We start from the raw sequence: 16736 nt of genomic DNA on the forward strand, positions 1-16736 counted from the left end.
GCGCAGGACGTCAGGTCGCCTCGGCGTCGAAGGGAGGCGTCTCCCCCGCGCCCAGGCGCCGCGGAGGCTCGGGCGGCGCGAGGGGCGAGGTGACCGCAGCGGCCGTGCCGACGGCCTTCACGGTGGCGATGGGCGGGTCGTCGAGCAGCGCCTCCCGGATGATGCGCCTCGGGTCGTACTGGCGCGGATCGAGCGTGCGCCAGTCGATGTCGTCGAAGTCCTCGCCCATCTCGTCTTTGACACGCGTCTTGGCGTTCTGCAGGTAGTCGCGCACGCGCCGCGTCGCGCGTGCGAGTGCCTCTGCATAGCGCGGCAGCCGCTCGGGACCGACCACGAAGGCGGCTATCACGCCGATCAGCAGGAGCTTCTCGATCGTGAGGCCGAAGAACATGCACACAGGTTACCGCCGTGTGCCTGTGCGGGCGGCGTGATTCCGGGCCGTAGGCTGTCGAAAGAGGAGGACCATGGCCGATCAGCACGCGAACAACCGCTTCGCCGACGAGGCGACCGTCGAGCCCGACCACATCGTGCGCGCGCGAGCCCACGCACTCGAGCTCGGCGCGGAGCCGGTGAGCCCCGCCGTCGGCGCGCAATGCGCCGTCATCGCAACGGCGTCCCAGGCGCTCAACATCGTGGAGATCGGCACGGGAGCGGGTGTCTCGGGGCTGTGGCTGCTCCACGGCTCGCCGCGCGCGACGCTCACGACCATCGACAAGGAGCCCGAGCACCTCGGCGCCGCGCGCAAGGCGTTCGCCGACGCGAAGATCCCGCCCGCGCGGGCCCGATTCATCACGGGGCGCGCGTCGGAGGTGCTCCCGCGCATGAATGAGGCGTCGTACGACATCGTGCTCGTCGACGCCGACCCCGAGGGCGTCATCGAGTACGTCGAGCACGGGCTGCGGCTCGTGCGCGCGGGCGGCACGGTCCTCGTGCCCCGCGTGCTCGCGGGCGGCGCCGTTGCCGACCCCGTGCGCCGCGATCCGGTGACCAGCGCCTACCGCTCGCTCATCCAGGAGACGCAGGCCTCACCCGCCGTCATCGGCGCGCTCTCGATCGTCGGTGAGGGGCTGCTGCAGCTCACGACGCGCCCATCGGAGTGACCGCGCGGATCGCGCCCCGAAACGACGGAACGGCCGGTCCCTCAGGACCGGCCGTTCCGAAAGTCGCCACTCACGCGGCGTTGACGACACCGCCCAGCACGTCGTAGAGCTCCTTGGCCTCGGCGTCGTTCACCGAGACGACGAGGCGCCCACCGCCCTCGAGCGGAACACGGACGATGATGAGGCGCCCCTCCTTAACGGCCTCCATCGGCCCGTCTCCGGTTCTCGGCTTCATCGCTGCCATGGTGGCTCCCTTTCGTCGTAGGTCTGCCTCCCAAGTTTATCCTGCCGGAACAACACGGGGAGAAAGCGTGGCACCCTGTGGAAAACGTTCCGGCCTCACGGGATCTGCCAGTACGTATTCCCGAGGGCGTACATGTTGTAGATCCACCACCACTGCGCGAGCAGGCACACGGCGAGCACGCCGGACCGCCACCACGGCGATCGGGGCATCGCGACGGCGCCCCACAGCGGCGACAGCGGCACGAGCAGGCGGAAGAGGCTCGACTGCGGGAAGAACACCGCAAGCAGGTACACGAGGTAGCTCGCCGTCCACAGGCGCAGCTCCACCCCCAGCCGCTTCACGTGCGGCTCGAAGAGCAGCACGGCGGCGACGCCTGCGACGATGACCACGAGCGCGACGACACCGACCCACCCCGGAAGGCCCCACGTACTGAACCAGAAGTCCGCGCCGAGCACGAAGCCGTCGAACGGCACGAACGCGCCGTCCCACCCCGGCAGCCAGTTGCGGCGCCATGCGAGCTCGGTCGCCAGATACGCCATCGGGTCGCCCGTGACGACCGCCGCGATCACCTGCCACGAGAAGCCGACGACCGCCGCGAGCAGGCCGAGCGCGACGATGTGCATGATCTCGCGGACCGGCAGCGGATGCCGCTTGCGCGCGAACCACCGCGCGATGCCGTACAGCGCGAGGAAGAGCGAGAAGGCCAGCACGCCCGGCCGCGTGAACCCCATGATCGGCACGAGCACGTAGAGCCAGGCGAACCTGCGCCGCATCACGAGCCACAGGGCCAGGAAGAGGAACAGCAGGAACAGCGACTCGGCGTACGCGACCTGGAACAGGGCGGCGAGTGGCCCCGCGGCGAAGAACACGACGGCCCACATCGCCATCGCGTCGTCGCCGCGCAGGCGCAGCATCCGGTACAGCACCAGGCACGCGAGGTAGCCGGCCGTGAGCGACACCGCGATCGCCCCCGCGGGCCACGAGCCGAACGCGAAGCCGATCACGTGCGACAGATACGCGTAGACGGGCATGAACGCCCACGGGTTCTCGGCGACGAGCCCGTCGTCCGTGCGCGGCAGCTCGGACGGGTACCCGTTGAGCGCGGTGTACCAATACCACTGCCCGTCCCAGCCCGTCGCGAGACCCGCGATGCCCGGGTTCACTCCGAAACGCGAGGAGGGGCCGGATGCCGCATCCGCCGCCGCGAAGAACAGCGTCGTGACCACGCGAGCCAGCACGTACACGATGAGCACGCGCACCGACACGGGCAGCGCGGTCCACCCTCTGCGCAGCGCGTCCCCCGCGCGGCGCGCGGCGCTCAGCTCAGCCACGCCCGCAGACCGCGCTCGACGTCCTCGATCTGCGCGAGCGGCACGCGCTCCTCGTCGTGGTGCGCGAGGCTCGCATCGCCCGGCCCGTAGTTGACGGCGGGCACCCCGAGCGCCGAGAACCGCGCGACGTCCGTCCAGCCGTACTTGGGGCGCGGCTCGGCGCCGACCGCGGCCACGAACTCCTGCGCGAGCGGCGCGTCGAGGCCGGGACGCGCACCGGGCGCGAGGTCGACGACCTCGACCTCGAAGCCGTCCATGACCTCGCGCACGTGCGCGACCGCCTCGTCGGGCGTGCGGCTGGGCGCGAAGCGGTAGTTGATCTCGACCTCGCACAGATCGGGGATGACGTTTCCCGCGATGCCGCCGCGGATGCGCACGGCGTTGAGTCCCTCGCGATACACGAGCCCGTCGACCGGCACCTCCTGCGGCCGATGGTCGGCCAGGCGGCCGAGGACCGGCGCGGCACGATGGATCGCGTTCTCGCCCATCCACGCGCGGGCACTGTGCGCGCGGACCCCATGCGTGCGCACCACCGCGCGGAGGTTGCCGTTGCAGCCCCCCTCGACCTGCCCGTTGCTGGGTTCGCCGAGGATCGCGAAGTCGCCCGCGAACAGGTCGGGACGCGTGCGGGAGAGTCGCGTGAGCCCGTTGAGGTCGGCATCGACCTCCTCGTGGTCGTACCACATCCACGTGATGTCGACCCGCGGCGAGACGAGCTCGGCGGCGAGCTTGAGCTGTACCGCGACGCCCGCCTTCATGTCGACGGTGCCGCGGCCCCACAGCATCCGCTCGCCCTCTTCTTCGAGCTCGCGCGTGGGCAGGTTGTGGTTGACGGGCACGGTGTCGATGTGCCCTGCGATCACGACGCGCTGCGCACGGCCGAGGTTCGTGCGCGCGACGATCGTGTCTCCGTCGCGATACACGTCGAGATGCGGGAGCGCCCGTACGGCGTGGTCGATCGCGTCGGCGAGGACCTTCTCGTCCCCCGAGACGCTCGGGATGTCGCAGATCGTGCGGGTGAGGTCGACGGAGGACACGGAGAGGTCGAGCACCGGCATCCGTCGAGTCTATCGATCGGATGCGCCTCGATCCGTCCGTGCGATCCGCCCGGCGTCACCCGAAACCGGCGCCTGCGGCGTACCGCGCTACCGTTGATGGCATGACTGATTCGCGGTGGGTGTGGGGAATCGGACTCGCGACGATCTCCGAGAACGGGACGACGCTCGACACGTGGTATCCCGAGCCCAAGATCGGCCGTCTTCCGCTCGGCTACGACCCCGCGATGCCGCCCGAGGACCTCGAGCGCCACGCCGTGCCCGACCCGCGACGCGGGGTCACGGTCGACATTGTCACCGTCGAGGTCGACCTCGACGAGGCGCCCTCCTCGACGCCCGACGCGTACCTGCGCCTGCACGCGCTGTCGCACCGGCTCATCCGGCCGAACGAGGTCAACCTCGACGGGGTCTTCGGCCACCTGCCGACCGTGGCGTGGACGAACGCGGGGCCCATGCACCCCGACGACGCCGCGCGCCTGCGGCCGTTCCTGCAGCGCGACGGCATCCAGGTGCAGGGGCTCGACAAGTTCCCGCGACTGCTCGACTACCTGACCCCGGCGGGGGTGCGGATCGCGGACGCCTCGCGCGTGCGCCTCGGCGCGTATCTGTCCCCCGGCACGACCGTCATGCACGAGGGATTCGTCAACTTCAACGCCGGCACGCTCGGCGCCTCCATGGTCGAAGGACGCATCTCGCAGGGCGTCGTCATCGGCGACGGAAGCGACATCGGCGGCGGCGCGTCCATCATGGGCACGCTGTCGGGAGGCGGCACCCACAGGATCTCGGTCGGCGCACGCACGCTCCTCGGCGCCAACGCCGGCATCGGAATCTCGCTCGGCGACGACTGCGTCGTCGAGGCGGGTCTCTACGTGACGGCGGGCACGAAGGTCGTCCTCCCCGACGAGCCTCGCACCGCCGACGGCGCCCTTCCGTCGGTGAAGGCCGTCGAGCTGTCGGGGCGCAACGGCCTGCTGTTCCGACGCAACTCCCTCACGGGAGCAGTCGAGGCCGTGCGGCGCGAGGGCGTCGGCGTGACGCTCAACGAGGCGCTGCACGCCTGACGCGGCGGCACTTGTGCGAACGAGAGGGGCGGATGCCGCGGCATCCGCCCCCTCTCGTTTCACGCCGTCACGCCGTGCCCGGGTAGTTCCGCTCGGGCGACCCGATGTAGAGCTGCTGCGGACGGCCGATCTTCGTGTGCGGGTCGTTGACCGCTTCGCGCCACTGGGCGAGCCATCCGGGAAGACGACCGATCGCGAAGAGCACCGTGAACATGCGGGTCGGGAAGCCCATCGCCTTGTAGATGACACCCGTGTAGAAGTCGACGTTCGGATAGAGCCGCCGCTCCTTGAAATAGTCGTCTTCGAGGGCGATCTCTTCGAGCTCCTTGGCGAGATCGAGCAGAGGGTCGTGCACGCCGAGCTCGCGCAGCACCTCGTCAGCCGACTCCTTCACGAGCTTCGCGCGCGGGTCGTAGTTCTTGTACACCCGGTGGCCGAAGCCCATGAGCTTGACGCCGTCCTCCTTGTTCTTGACGCGCTCGACGAAGCGCTGCACGGACTCGCCCGAGTCGCGGATGCGCGCGAGCATGGCGAGCACGGCTTCGTTCGCACCGCCGTGGAGCGGACCGTACAGGGCGTTGATGCCGGCGGAGATCGACGAGAACTGGTTCGCACCGGTCGAGCCGACGAGGCGCACGGTCGACGTCGACGCGTTCTGCTCGTGGTCCTCGTGGAGGATGAGGAGCCGCTCGAGCGCACGCGACATGACAGGGTTCACCTCATACGGCTCGCTGAGCACGCCGAAGTTGAGCTTGAGGAAGTTGTCGACGAAGCCGAGTGAGTTGTCGGGGTACAGGAACGCCTGACCGACGCTCTTCTTGTGCGCGTAGGCCGCGATCACCGGAAGCTTCGCGAGCATGCGGATCGTGTTGAGCTCGACATGCTCGGGGTTGCCCGGGTCGGACTCGTGCTCGTAGTAGGTCGACAGCGCCGACACAGCCGAAGACAGGACCGACATCGGATGCGCCGTGTGCGGCAGCGCTGAGAAGAAGCGCTTGAGGTCTTCGTGCAGCAGTGTGTGGTGCCGGATGCGGTCGTCGAAGTCGGCGAGCTGGTCGGGGGTCGGAAGCTCGCCGTAGAGGAGCAGCCACGCGACCTCGAGGTACGTGCTGTTCTGCGCGAGCTGCTCGATCGGGTAGCCGCGATATCGCAGGATGCCCTTGTCGCCGTCGATGTAGGTGATGGCCGACGTCGTCGCGGCGGTGTTGACGAACCCGTAGTCGAGCGCCGTGTGGCCGGTCTGCCGTGTGAAGGTCGAGATGTCGACGCTCGGCACGCCGTCGGTGCCGTGCAGCACCGGGAACTCTGCCGTTCGTTCACCGATCGTGAGAGTCGCCTTCTCCGGCTGGGTGACCGCGTCGCTCACGGAGCCTCCTCGCGTAGTGTGATCGGACCGGGGTCGGTGCGGGTCGCGCCGGGAGGCGGGGTTCCGCGAACCGTACGGCGCGAGCTGATGGCCCGCGGCCGCGCCTCTACAGCCTATCTGGCCGTCGGGCGTAGTGCGGACACGGCCAACGCCTTCGCCCGTTCAATGGAGGAATCCGACGAACATGCCCCGTCACGCGTGCCGCAGACGCGCTGCCGCCGCGTCGATGCGCTCGTCGGTCGCGGTCAGCGAGAAGCGTACGTGCTCGGGGAAGTGCGTCCCGTAGAAGTGGCCGGGGCCGGCGAGGATCCCCAGGTCGGCGAGCCTTCCGAGGCTCTCCCACGCGTCGCGGCCCTCGGTCGCCCACAGATAGAGCCCCGCCTCGCTGCGATCGATGCGGAAGCCCGCCGTCTCGATCGCGGGCTTGAGCACGTCGCGCCTGCGACGGTAGAGCGCCTTCTGCGCCTCGACGTGGGCGTCGTCGGCGAGCGCCGCGGCCATCGCCGCCTGCACCGGAGCGGGCAGCATGAGCCCGAGATGCTTTCGTGCCGTCAGCAGTCGCGCGACGAGGTCGGGGTCCCCTGCGACGAAGGCCGCGCGATAGCCGGCGAGGTTCGACTGCTTGCTGAGCGAGTAGACCGACAGCAGGCCGCGAAGCTCCCCCGCCGAGACGCGGGGATCGAGCACCGACGGGATCGGCTCGGCGTCCCACGGCGCGTCCCAGCCGAGCTCGGCGTAGCACTCGTCGGAGGCCAGCACGGCGCCGACCTCGCGGGCCCGCTCGGCCGCCGTCCGCAGCGCCGCCGCGTCGAGGACGCGCCCGTCGGGGTTGCCCGGCGAGTTGATCCACACGAGCTTGGTGCCGGCTGGCCACTCGGCCGGGTCGTCGGCGGCGACGGGCGTCGCACCGACGAGCTTGGCCCCGACTTCATACGTCGGATAGGCCGCGCGCGGATGCGCGACGACGTCACCGGGTCCGAGGCCGAGCAGGAGCGGCAGCAGAGCCACGAGCTCCTTCGACCCGATCGTCGGCAGCACATTCTGGGTGCCGAGCGCCGGAACTCCGCGGCGGCGCGCGTACCAGTCGACGATCGCCTCCCGCAGCGCCGGGGTGCCGATGGTCTGGGGATAGGCGTGCGCGTCGGTCGCGTGCGCGAGCGCGTCCGCGATGACCGGCGGCGTGGGGTCGACGGGCGAGCCGACCGACAGGTCGACGATCCCGTCGGGGTGCGCGCGGGCGCGCGCGGCATACGGCGCGACCGCGTCCCACGGGTAGTCCGCGAGGTCGCCGACCCCCATCAGGGAGCCTGCGGCGGAAGGGCGGCGATGATCGGGTGGTCCTTGTGGATCACGCCCACCTTGGCGGCGCCGCCCGGAGACCCGATGTCGTCGAAGAACTCGACGTTCGCCTTGTAGTAGTCCTGCCACTCGTCGGGCAGGTCGTCTTCGTAGTAGATCGCCTCGACGGGGCACACCGGCTCGCACGCGCCGCAGTCGACGCACTCGTCGGGGTGGATATAGAGGCTGCGTTCACCCTCGTAGATGCAGTCGACCGGACATTCGTCGATGCAGGCGCGGTCCTTGACGTCCACGCACGGGAGGGCGATCACGTAAGTCACGGCAACCAGTCTAGGCCGAGCGGTCGGGTGCGGATGCCTCGCCCGCCGTGTGCGCGCCGGTTGCGGCATCCGGCTCTTCGGTCGCGTGCTCGGCGGCTGTCGTCGTCATACGCGGCAGGCGCTCGGGCCACGCGACGACCACGGCCACGAGCAGCGGAACGGCGATCGTCCACACGATGCCCAGGCCCGTCTGCGGGACGACGACGGATCCGCCCGGTCCGGCGCCCGAGAACACGAGCGTCGCGACCATGAGGCCGAGGCCCGTGCCGAGGGCCGCCCACCGGTCGGACGTGAGGAGCCGCACGGCCGCGAGGAGCGCCGCGGAGCCGACGAGCGCGAGGAGCAGGCCCAGCGGGAACCACGCGAGCGTGTACGCGTGCGCGATGGTGCCGGCGACCCCGTAGACGGCACCGACGACGAACGCGACGATCCACGTGCCGACACGGGACCACGAGAACATCACCGGGCAAGTCTAGATCCCCGAGTACGGCCCTCCTGTCAGGCCGCCCAGCCCCACAGCCGCAAGAGGGCGGCGACGAGCGCGGCGGCGGCGACCACGACGAGGAAGGGCGCACGCAGCAGCAGGAGCCCGGCCGCCACGAGGACGGCCGGCACCCGCGCATCGACCACGATGGCCTGCCCGGAGCCCAGCGTCTGCACCGCGACGAGCGCCGCGAGCAGGGCCACGGTGAGCAGGTCCGAGATGCGTGAGGGGCGCGGCGCCTCGAGCACGCGTGGGGGCACGAGGTAGCCGAGCGTCTTGAGTGCGACGCAGATGATCGCCGCGACGAGCGTCGCAGTCCACAGGGTCACGGCAGTCCCTCCCGCTCGGCGACATCGGCGGGCTCTTCGGGCGCCGAGTCATCGGGCCCGAGCCAGTTGAACCACCCGACCACGATCGCGACGACGGCCGCGACGAGCACCGGGAGACCGGGCATCAGCACGGGCGTCAGGATCGCCGCGACGACTGCCGCCGCCGCCCCGACCGCGATCGGCTGCAGCCGGCGCAGACGCGGCCACAGCAGCGCGAGGAACGCCGCGGCGGCGGCGGCGTCGAGTCCGTACGCGCGCGGATCGCCGAGCACATCGCCGAGGAGGGCGCCGGCGAGCGTGGAGAGGTTCCACCCGATGTAGATGCCGATGCCGGTGACCCAGAAGCCCACGAGGCGCGCGCGCTGCGTGCGCTGCGCGAGCGACACCGCGGTCGACTCGTCGATCGTGAACTGCGCCGCGGCCGCGCGGCGCCAGAAGCCGGGGCCGATCACCGGCGACATGCGCATGCCGTACGCGATGTTGCGGATGCCGAGGAGCGACGCTGACGCGATCGCCGCGGGCGCGGCGGCGACTCCCCCGCCCCCGATGACGCCCGCGAAGGCGAACTGCGAGCCGCCCGTGAACATGAGCAGGCTCAGCACGCATGTCTGCCACACGTCGAGGCCGGATGCCACGGCGAGCGCGCCGAACGAGATGCCGTACGCACTCGTGGCTATCGCGACGCCGAGGGCCTGACGCCATGCGTTGCGGGCCTCGGTGGCGGCATCCGCATCATCGAAGTCGGGCGCTGAACTCACTCGCTCGATGGTACCGACTACTCCCGACGTGCCGTCGCGGGCCGATCGATGACCGGTGGACCGGTCGCGCGGCTCACGCGCTCGCGGCGGCGTCCTGTCGCTTGAGGCGGCTTGCGGCACGAGCGCGCTCGGTCTGGTCGAGGATCACCTTGCGGATGCGCACCACCTCGGGCGTGACCTCGACGCACTCGTCCTCGCGCGCGAACTCGAGGCACTCCTCGAGCGAGAGCTGCCGCGGGGGCGTCAGCCTCTCGAGCTCATCCGCGGTCGAGGACCGCATGTTGGTGAGCTTCTTCTCCTTCGTGATGTTCACGTCCATGTCTTCGGAGCGCGTGTTCTCGCCGACCACCATGCCCTCGTACACCTCGTCGGTGGGCTGGATGAAGAAGCTCATGCGCTCCTGGAGGGCCATCATCGCGAACGGAGTCGCGACTCCGGCGCGATCGGCGACGATCGAGCCCGTCGCACGCGCGACGATGTGGCCCGCCCAGTCGTCGTAACCGGCCGAGATCGCGTTCGCGATGCCCGTGCCGCGCGTCACCGACAGGAACTCGGTGCGGAAGCCGATGAGACCGCGCGAGGGCACGATGAACTCCATGCGCACCCACCCGGTGCCGTGGTTGACCATCGTCTCCATGCGGCCCTTGCGCGCCGCCATGAGCTGCGTGATCGCACCGAGGTGCTCCTCGGGCGCGTCGATCGTGAGGTGCTCGAACGGCTCCTGCACTTGACCGTTCGGACCCTTGCGCGTCACGACCTGGGGCTTGCCGACCGTGAGCTCGAATCCCTCGCGGCGCATGTTCTCGACGAGGATCGCGAGTGCGAGCTCGCCGCGGCCCTGAACCTCCCACGCATCCGGACGCCCGATGTCGACGACCTTGAGCGAGACGTTGCCGATGAGCTCGCGGTCGAGCCGGTCCTTGACCATGCGCGCCGTGAGCTTGTGCCCCTTGACCTTGCCAGCGAGCGGCGACGTGTTCGTGCCGATCGTCATCGAGATCGCGGGGTCGTCGACCGTGATGGCGGGCAGCGGACGCACGTCATCGGGGTCGGCGATCGTCTCGCCGATCGTGATCTGGTCGATGCCCGCGATCGCGACGATGTCGCCGGGACCGGCGGACTCGGCCGGGTAGCGCTCGAGCGCGCGTGTCTTCAGCAGCTCCGTGATGCGCGCATTCGAGTGCGACCCGTCGTGGCGAACCCACGCGACCGTCTGCCCCTTCTTGAGCGTGCCGTTGAACACGCGCAGCAGCGCGAGGCGTCCCAGGAACGGGCTCGAGTCGAGGTTCGTGACCCACGCCTGCAGCGGCGCCTCGTCGTCGTACGACGGCGCCGGCACGTGCTCGAGGATCGCCGCGAAGAGCGGTTCGAGGTCGGGGTTGTCGGGCAGCTCGCCGTTCCCGGGGCGGTTTCGCGATGCCGCGCCGGCACGACCGCTCGCGTACACGACCGGCACGTCGAGGAGCGCGTCGACGTCGAGGTCGGGGACGTCGTCAAGCAGGTCGGATGCGAGGCTCAGCAGCAGATCGTGCGCCTCCTCCTCGACCTCCGCGATGCGCGCGTCGGGGCGATCGGTCTTGTTGACGAGCAGGATCACGGGAAGCTTCGCCTCGAGCGCCTTGCGCAGCACGAAGCGCGTCTGCGGCAGCGGCCCCTCGCTCGCGTCGACGAGCAGCACGACGCCGTCGACCATCGACAGGCCGCGCTCGACCTCGCCGCCGAAGTCGGCGTGGCCGGGGGTGTCGACGACGTTGATCGTCACCGGCTGGTCGGTGTGCGCGCCGTTGTACGTGATCGCCGTGTTCTTGGCGAGGATCGTGATGCCCTTCTCGCGCTCGAGGTCGTTCGAGTCCATCGCGCGCTCCTCGACGTGGGCGTGCTCGCCGAACGACCCCGTCTGGCGCAGCATGGCGTCGACGAGGGTCGTCTTGCCGTGGTCGACGTGCGCGACGATCGCGACGTTGCGGAGGTCCGGACGGAAGGCGCGCGCCATGGAGGATCCTTGAGGAGAAGAGAAAAGACTGGAGGACACCGGGAATCCGGCGTCCTCCAGTCTATCGGGCGCTCCTGAGCGTCAGCCTTCCGCGTCGGCGCCGCGCTGCAGCAGCAGGGCGCGCGCCTCGCGGCGCTCGCGCTGCGCGTCGGGGTCGGGAACCGGGACGGCCGCGATGAGGCGCTGCGTATAGGGGTCGGTCGCCCCGCGCAGGATCTCGTCGCGCGTGCCCGTCTCGACGAGCTTCCCGTGGTGCATCACCGCGATGCGGTGGGCCAGGATGTCGACGACCGCGAGGTCGTGGCTGATGAACAGGCACGCGAACTGCAGCTGCGCCTGCAGCTCCTGCAGCAGTTCGAGGAAGCGCGCCTGCACCGACACGTCCAGCGCCGAGGTGGGCTCGTCGGCGACGAGCAGCTCCGGCGCGAGCGCGAGCGCACGGGCGATGCCGACGCGCTGACGCTGACCGCCCGACAGCTCGTGCGGGAAGCGGTTGCGGTACGACGCGGGCAGCTCGACCTGGTTCAGCAGCTCTTCGACGCGGCGGTCGAGGGCCTTGCCCTTCGCCTCGCCCGACAGCAGGATCGGCTCGCCGATGGACTGACCGATCGGCATGCGCGGGTTGAGCGACGACGCCGGGTCCTGGAACACGATTCCGGTCTTGCGACGGATCGCGAACAGGTCCTTCTGCGTCGCGTGCGAGATGTCGGTGCCGACCGAGATGAGCTTGCCGTCCGCGATCGGGAGGAGGCCGATCGCGGCGCGACCGAGCGTCGTCTTGCCCGAGCCCGACTCGCCCACGAGGCCCACGATCTCACCCGGGAAGATGTCGAGGTTGATGTGCTCGGCGGCGCGGAACGCAGGGATCCGCCCGCGCTTCGGGTAGTCGATCGCCACGTCCTGGAAGGAGAGAACGGGCTCGCGCGTCTCGACGATCTCCTCGGCCACCTCGGTCGCGCGCTCGCGGATCGCCGCGATCGCGGGCACGACGGCGTCCTCCGCCTCCACGACGCCGAGGGCGGCTTCGGGCGCCTCCTCGATCACGCCGAGACCGAGGTGCGGCACCGACGCGAGGAGCTGCTGGGTGTACGGATGCTTCGGCGCGTTGAAGATCTCGTGCACCGTGCCCTGCTCGACCACGACGCCGTTCTTCATCACCATGATGCGGTCGGCCAGGTCGGCCACCACGCCCATGTCGTGCGTGATGAGGATGATCGCCGAGTCGAGGCGCTTGTGCAGGTTGCGCAGCAGGTCGAGGATCTCGGCCTGGACCGTCACGTCGAGCGCGGTCGTCGGCTCGTCGGCGATCAGCAGGAGCGGGTCGCACGAGATCGACTGCGCGATCATCGCGCGCTGACGCTGGCCTCCCGAGAGCTGGTGCGGGTATTTGTGGAACGACTGCTCCGGGTTCGGCATCTCGACCATGCGGAGCAGCTCGATCGCGCGCTCCTTCGCGGCCGACGGCGACAGGCTGCGGTCGTGCGAGCGGAGGGCCTCCATGATCTGGAACCCGATCGTGTACACCGGGTTGAGAGCCGTCATCGGCTCCTGGAAGATCACGGCGATCTCGTTGCCGCGCAGCGCGCGCAGCGCCGCGTCGTCGACACCGCGCAGCTCGCGTCCGAGCAGCTTGATCGAGCCCGTCACACGCGAGTTCTCGGGGAGAAGGCCGAGCAGCGCCATCGAGCTCGTGCTCTTGCCGGAACCCGACTCGCCCACGATCGCGAGCACCTCGCCGCGTCGCACGACGTAGCTCATGTCGATCGCGGCGGGGTAGAACTGGCCCTCCACCCAGAAGTCGACGCCCAGGTTCTCGACCTCGAGGATCGTCTCGGGCAGGGCCTTGTGCGACGCCGCGATCTCGGCGTCGATGCCCGTGGTGTCAGTCATTCGTTGTCATCCCATCTGGAAAGCTTGTGGTCATGCCGTTTCAGGAGGTCTTCTACCGACCGGTGCTCGGCCGGGTCCTCGCCGTCGTGACCATCGTCGTGTGCGTCGCGGGGGTGATCCTCATGCTGTGGGAGGACCCTGCGGCGGCGCTGCGCTACAGCTGGCCGATCCTGCTCGTCGCAGCCGTGGCCTGGGCGCTGTTCTGGCACCCGAGCCTGCGCGTGCAGGAGCACGGCATCACCGTCGTCAACGTGTTCCGCACGCACTTCGTGCCGTGGCCGAACATCACCGCGATCGAGACCCGGTACTCGCTCACGCTCCGCACCGTCGGCGGCGGCGTCGTGCGAGTGTGGGCGACGCCCGCTCCCGGGCGCCACCGCACACTCGGCCTTGCGAGCAAGGACTTCGACGGCGTGGGCGAATCGGCCCGCGGCGAGTACGGCAGCCTTCGTCCCAGCGACGCGATCAGCACGCCGACCGGCAATCTCGCCCAGCTGATCCGCGGACACTGGGAGCGCCTGCGCGACGCGGGAGCGTTCGCGAGCGGTGTCGACCCCGAGGCATCCGCCGTTACGTGGCACTGGGCGACGATCGCGGTGATCGCCGTCCTCGCCGCTGCGACGCTGATCGGCCTGCTGGTCTAGCAGCGTCACGTCATCGCTCCGGGCCGGGCGCCACGTCGTCCGGATCGACCGGGCTGTTGTCGGTCGCTCGAGCCAGATCGGTGATGTCCGGCGCGTCGGACACCGTGAGGGCCGCCTCTTCGATCGCGGTCGCCGACAGCGGCTTCTTCGCACGCGCGGCGCGAGCCATCGCGCGCTCGCTCGGCATCTTCTTCTGGCGCGGGTCGAACGCGTCGCGCAGACCGTCGCCGATGAAGTTGATGCACAGGGCGATCACGATGATGAAGATGCCCGGCCACCAGAACAGCCACGGGCGCGTCGAGAACGCCGCCTGGTTGTCGGAGACGATCTTGCCGAGCGACGTGTCGGGCGCCTGCACGCCGAAGCCGAGGAAGCTCAGCGCCGACTCGAGCAGGATCGCACCCGCCATGAGCAGCGTCGCGTTCACGACGATGACGCCCACCGCGTTCGGGAGGATGTGGCGGAAGATGATGCGCCGGTCGCGCGCACCCGACACGCGTGCCGCGTCGACGAACTCGCGCTCGCGGAGCGTGAGGAACTCGCCGCGCACGAGACGCGCCATCGTGGTCCACGCGAACAGGCCGATCACGACGCCCAGCACGGCCGCGCCGAGGTTCCCGAACGTGTTGCCCAGCACCGAGCCGATCACGATCAGCGGGATCGTGATGATGATGTCGGTGAAGCGCATGAGCACCGAATCGGTCCACTTGCGGTAGTAGCCGGCGAGGGCGCCGATCACGACGCCGATCACGGTCGCGACGACACCGGCGATGACCATCACCATGATCGACTGCTGCGTGCCGCGCATGACGACCGCGAAGATGTCGCGGCCGACCTCGTCCTGACCGAACGGGTGGTCGCCGAACTGGAGCGGCCACAGGCTCAACGTGGGGACGCCGTTGTTGACCTTCGGCGGGATCTCGGTCCAGCTGTACTGCCACCAGCCGGGGATCCGCAGACCCCACAGACTCACGCCCACGGACGTGAACGCGAGGACGATGATGAATCCGAGGACGATCATCGACACGAGCGCAGCACGGTGCCGGAAGAACCGCCTGCGGACGATCTGGCCCTGGCTGAGACCCTCGGTCTCCTTCTGCTCGATCGAGATCTCGGAGAGGGCCTGAGTGTCGAGCGATTCTTCTTCAGTGACTGTGGTGTTCATGTCAGGCCACCTTGATTCTCGGGTCGAGGGCCGCATACACGAGGTCCGCGATCAGGTTGAAGATCACCGCGAGCGTGCCCGTGACGACGAAGAAGGCCATGACCGGGTTGGGATCGTGGGCGCCCAGCGCCGTGACGAACAGACGGCCCATGCCGGTCCATCCGAAGACGGTCTCGGTGATCACCGCGCCGCCGACGATCGCCCCCACGTCGAACGCGATGATGGTCGTGATCGGGATCAGGGCGTTGCGGAACGCGTGGCGCACGATGACCGTCCGCTGCGTCAGGCCCTTCGCCCGCGCGGTGCGGATGTAGTCCTGGTTCATGACCTCGAGCAGGCTCGCACGCGAGTAGCGGGTGTAGCTCGCGAACGAGATCAGGATGATCGCGATCGTCGGCAGCAGCAGGTGGGTGTACAGGTCGATGCCCTGCACCCAGAAGTTGCCGCCGAGACCCGGTGTCGAGGCGCCCACGGTCGCGATGGGGCGACCGCGCACGCGGCTCGAGTTGGCGTACACCGCCCAGTACGACATGTACTTGTCGAGGGCGATGAACCCCGCGACGATGAAGCCCACGATGGCGGTCGTGCGCACCACCGGCGCGCGGTCGGGTGCTCCCATGAACCACCCGATCACACCGCTCACGACGACGGCGAGCACCGCGAGGACCACGAAGAACCACAGCGTCATCCCGTTGAGGATGTAGTTCATCATCGGGAAGTACAGGGCGATGCCCAGGACTGCGACGATGAGCGACGCGTACAGCGCCTTGCGGTTGCGAAGACCCGTCGAGATCGCCGTCACGCCGATGGCGGTGCCCAGCGCCAGTGCTGAGTACACCACGATCCCGATGCTCGGGTCGGCGAACCAGCGGGTCGCCGAGAGGAACGCCAGGACGGCCCCGGTTGCGACGGCGGCGATGCCGAACACGGTGAGTCGGCGGCGCCACTTGCCGCCGACGAGGGACATCCAGATGAGACCGCTCACGATCGACACCCCGATGATGACGGGTATCGCGATGACCGGATTGCCGAGCCAGTTGTTGAGCTGGATCGCGCCGTACTGCTTGAGGAGCACTGCGACCCAGAAGATCGGCAGCGAGAAGAACAGGAACGAGATGAGCGTGACGGTGTAGTCGAAGCCCGTGTACTGACGCAGGGCCGAGACGATACCGACGGTGATGCCGAGCACGATCGCGACGATGGTCGCGGTCGTGACGAGGGTCAGCGTCGCCGTGATCGCGTTCCCGAGCAGCGCGTTGACCGGCTGCCCTTGGATGCTGATGCCGAAGTCGCCGCGGAACAGGCCACCGAGCCAGAGGAAGTAGCGCAGCGGCGGCGGGACGTCGAGGTTGAGGAGCTTGGTCCGAGCTTCCATGAGCTCGGCCTTGTTCGGAGCGTTGCTCTGACGGAGGTCCTCCAGCGGGTCGCCGGAGTAGGCCGTGAGCAGGTACATGAGGAATGTCGCGGCGAAGAGCACGAAGATGGACGCGATCAGTCGCCGGATGATGAATGAAGCCATGGTGTGGCTGCCTACCAATCCGTGAGTCGGCCAGAGAAGCGGGATACCGGGATTGCCGGGCCTCAGCCCTCTGCCACCGGGAGGATTCTAACGTGTGGGGTGCAGGCTTCCCCTGAGGGAACCCTGCACCCCACCTGGCTGAACCGGGCCGGGTCGGCCCGGTTCAGCCGCGTTCGGT

The 16736-nt window shown here is 69.5% G+C and carries 17 protein-coding genes; 3 read left to right on the plus strand and 14 right to left on the minus strand.

Annotated elements, in window-relative coordinates; genetic code table 11:
- Positions 1–10: 10 nt before the first annotated feature.
- Positions 11–391: a twin-arginine translocase TatA/TatE family subunit gene (locus VNR19_RS06020; protein ID WP_325724878.1), complete on the minus strand. Its 381-nt coding sequence runs from the start codon at positions 389–391 to the stop codon at positions 11–13.
- A gap of 73 nt (positions 392–464) precedes the next feature.
- Here VNR19_RS06020 and VNR19_RS06025 point away from each other — a divergent pair, with 73 nt between their 5' ends.
- Positions 465–1100 carry an O-methyltransferase gene (locus tag VNR19_RS06025; protein ID WP_325724880.1) on the plus strand — a complete coding sequence of 212 codons (636 nt, stop codon included), beginning with the start codon at positions 465–467 and terminating at the stop codon, positions 1098–1100.
- Positions 1101–1170: 70 nt separating this feature from the next.
- Here VNR19_RS06025 and VNR19_RS06030 read toward each other — a convergent pair whose 3' ends face one another.
- The 3 genes from VNR19_RS06030 to dapE form a co-directional block, all read right to left on the minus strand.
- The gene (locus VNR19_RS06030) at positions 1171–1344 is read right to left on the minus strand and encodes a DUF3117 domain-containing protein (RefSeq protein ID WP_019179788.1); all 174 of its coding nucleotides are present in this window, start codon (positions 1342–1344) and stop codon (positions 1171–1173) included.
- Positions 1345–1439: 95 nt separating this feature from the next.
- Positions 1440–2675 carry a hypothetical protein gene (locus VNR19_RS06035; RefSeq protein ID WP_325724883.1) on the minus strand — a complete coding sequence of 412 codons (1236 nt, stop codon included), beginning with the start codon at positions 2673–2675 and terminating at the stop codon, positions 1440–1442.
- Positions 2663–3733: a succinyl-diaminopimelate desuccinylase gene (gene dapE / locus VNR19_RS06040; RefSeq protein WP_325724885.1), complete on the minus strand. Its 1071-nt coding sequence runs from the start codon at positions 3731–3733 to the stop codon at positions 2663–2665. Before dapE ends, VNR19_RS06035 begins: the two co-directional genes overlap by 13 nt.
- 101 nt (positions 3734–3834) lie before the next feature.
- On the opposite strand from dapE, the gene dapD reads away from it, so the two are divergent.
- Positions 3835–4791, plus strand: a complete 957-nt coding sequence (gene dapD / locus VNR19_RS06045; RefSeq protein ID WP_325724887.1) for a 2,3,4,5-tetrahydropyridine-2,6-dicarboxylate N-succinyltransferase — start codon at positions 3835–3837, stop codon at positions 4789–4791.
- Positions 4792–4858: 67 nt separating this feature from the next.
- Here the strand turns inward: dapD and VNR19_RS06050 are convergent, their stop codons facing one another.
- The 8 genes from VNR19_RS06050 to VNR19_RS06085 all read right to left on the minus strand — a co-directional run bounded on the left by VNR19_RS06050 (position 4859) and on the right by VNR19_RS06085 (position 13230).
- Positions 4859–6157, minus strand: coding sequence for a citrate synthase (locus tag VNR19_RS06050; protein ID WP_325724889.1), 1299 nt, complete (start codon positions 6155–6157; stop codon positions 4859–4861).
- A gap of 192 nt (positions 6158–6349) precedes the next feature.
- Positions 6350–7456 (minus strand): succinyldiaminopimelate transaminase, encoded by a 1107-nt coding sequence (gene dapC / locus VNR19_RS06055; protein ID WP_325724891.1) that lies wholly within the window; start codon positions 7454–7456, stop codon positions 6350–6352.
- Complete coding sequence (fdxA, locus tag VNR19_RS06060; RefSeq protein ID WP_179489533.1) at positions 7456–7776, minus strand: ferredoxin; 321 nt, start codon at positions 7774–7776, stop codon at positions 7456–7458. Before fdxA ends, dapC begins: the two co-directional genes overlap by 1 nt.
- 10 nt (positions 7777–7786) lie before the next feature.
- A complete protein-coding gene (locus tag VNR19_RS06065; protein ID WP_325724893.1) occupies positions 7787–8236 on the minus strand; it encodes a DUF6113 family protein in 450 nt (149 codons plus the stop codon).
- A gap of 38 nt (positions 8237–8274) precedes the next feature.
- A complete protein-coding gene (locus tag VNR19_RS06070) occupies positions 8275–8589 on the minus strand; it encodes an AzlD domain-containing protein (RefSeq protein ID WP_325724895.1) in 315 nt (104 codons plus the stop codon).
- Positions 8586–9347 carry an AzlC family ABC transporter permease gene (locus tag VNR19_RS06075; RefSeq protein WP_325724897.1) on the minus strand — a complete coding sequence of 254 codons (762 nt, stop codon included), beginning with the start codon at positions 9345–9347 and terminating at the stop codon, positions 8586–8588. The genes VNR19_RS06070 and VNR19_RS06075 overlap by 4 nt, the downstream gene beginning before the upstream one ends.
- A 73-nt stretch (positions 9348–9420) precedes the next feature.
- Entirely contained in the window at positions 9421–11340 is a 1920-nt protein-coding gene (typA, locus tag VNR19_RS06080; protein ID WP_325724899.1) for a translational GTPase TypA, read from the minus strand.
- Positions 11341–11421: 81 nt separating this feature from the next.
- A complete protein-coding gene (locus VNR19_RS06085) occupies positions 11422–13230 on the minus strand; it encodes an ABC transporter ATP-binding protein (protein WP_325724902.1) in 1809 nt (602 codons plus the stop codon).
- Positions 13231–13262: 32 nt separating this feature from the next.
- Here VNR19_RS06085 and VNR19_RS06090 point away from each other — a divergent pair, with 32 nt between their 5' ends.
- Complete coding sequence (locus VNR19_RS06090) at positions 13263–13874, plus strand: PH domain-containing protein (protein ID WP_325724904.1); 612 nt, start codon at positions 13263–13265, stop codon at positions 13872–13874.
- A gap of 10 nt (positions 13875–13884) precedes the next feature.
- Here the strand turns inward: VNR19_RS06090 and VNR19_RS06095 are convergent, their stop codons facing one another.
- Both VNR19_RS06095 and VNR19_RS06100 read right to left on the minus strand, forming a co-directional pair.
- Complete coding sequence (locus VNR19_RS06095) at positions 13885–15039, minus strand: ABC transporter permease (protein WP_325724906.1); 1155 nt, start codon at positions 15037–15039, stop codon at positions 13885–13887.
- Between the two features lies 1 nt (position 15040).
- Entirely contained in the window at positions 15041–16558 is a 1518-nt protein-coding gene (locus VNR19_RS06100; protein ID WP_325724908.1) for an ABC transporter permease, read from the minus strand.
- Positions 16559–16736: the final 178 nt, after the last annotated feature.

It is taken from the genome of Microbacterium sp., from assembly GCF_035556355.1.
Classification (GTDB): Bacteria; Actinomycetota; Actinomycetes; order Actinomycetales; family Microbacteriaceae; genus Microbacterium.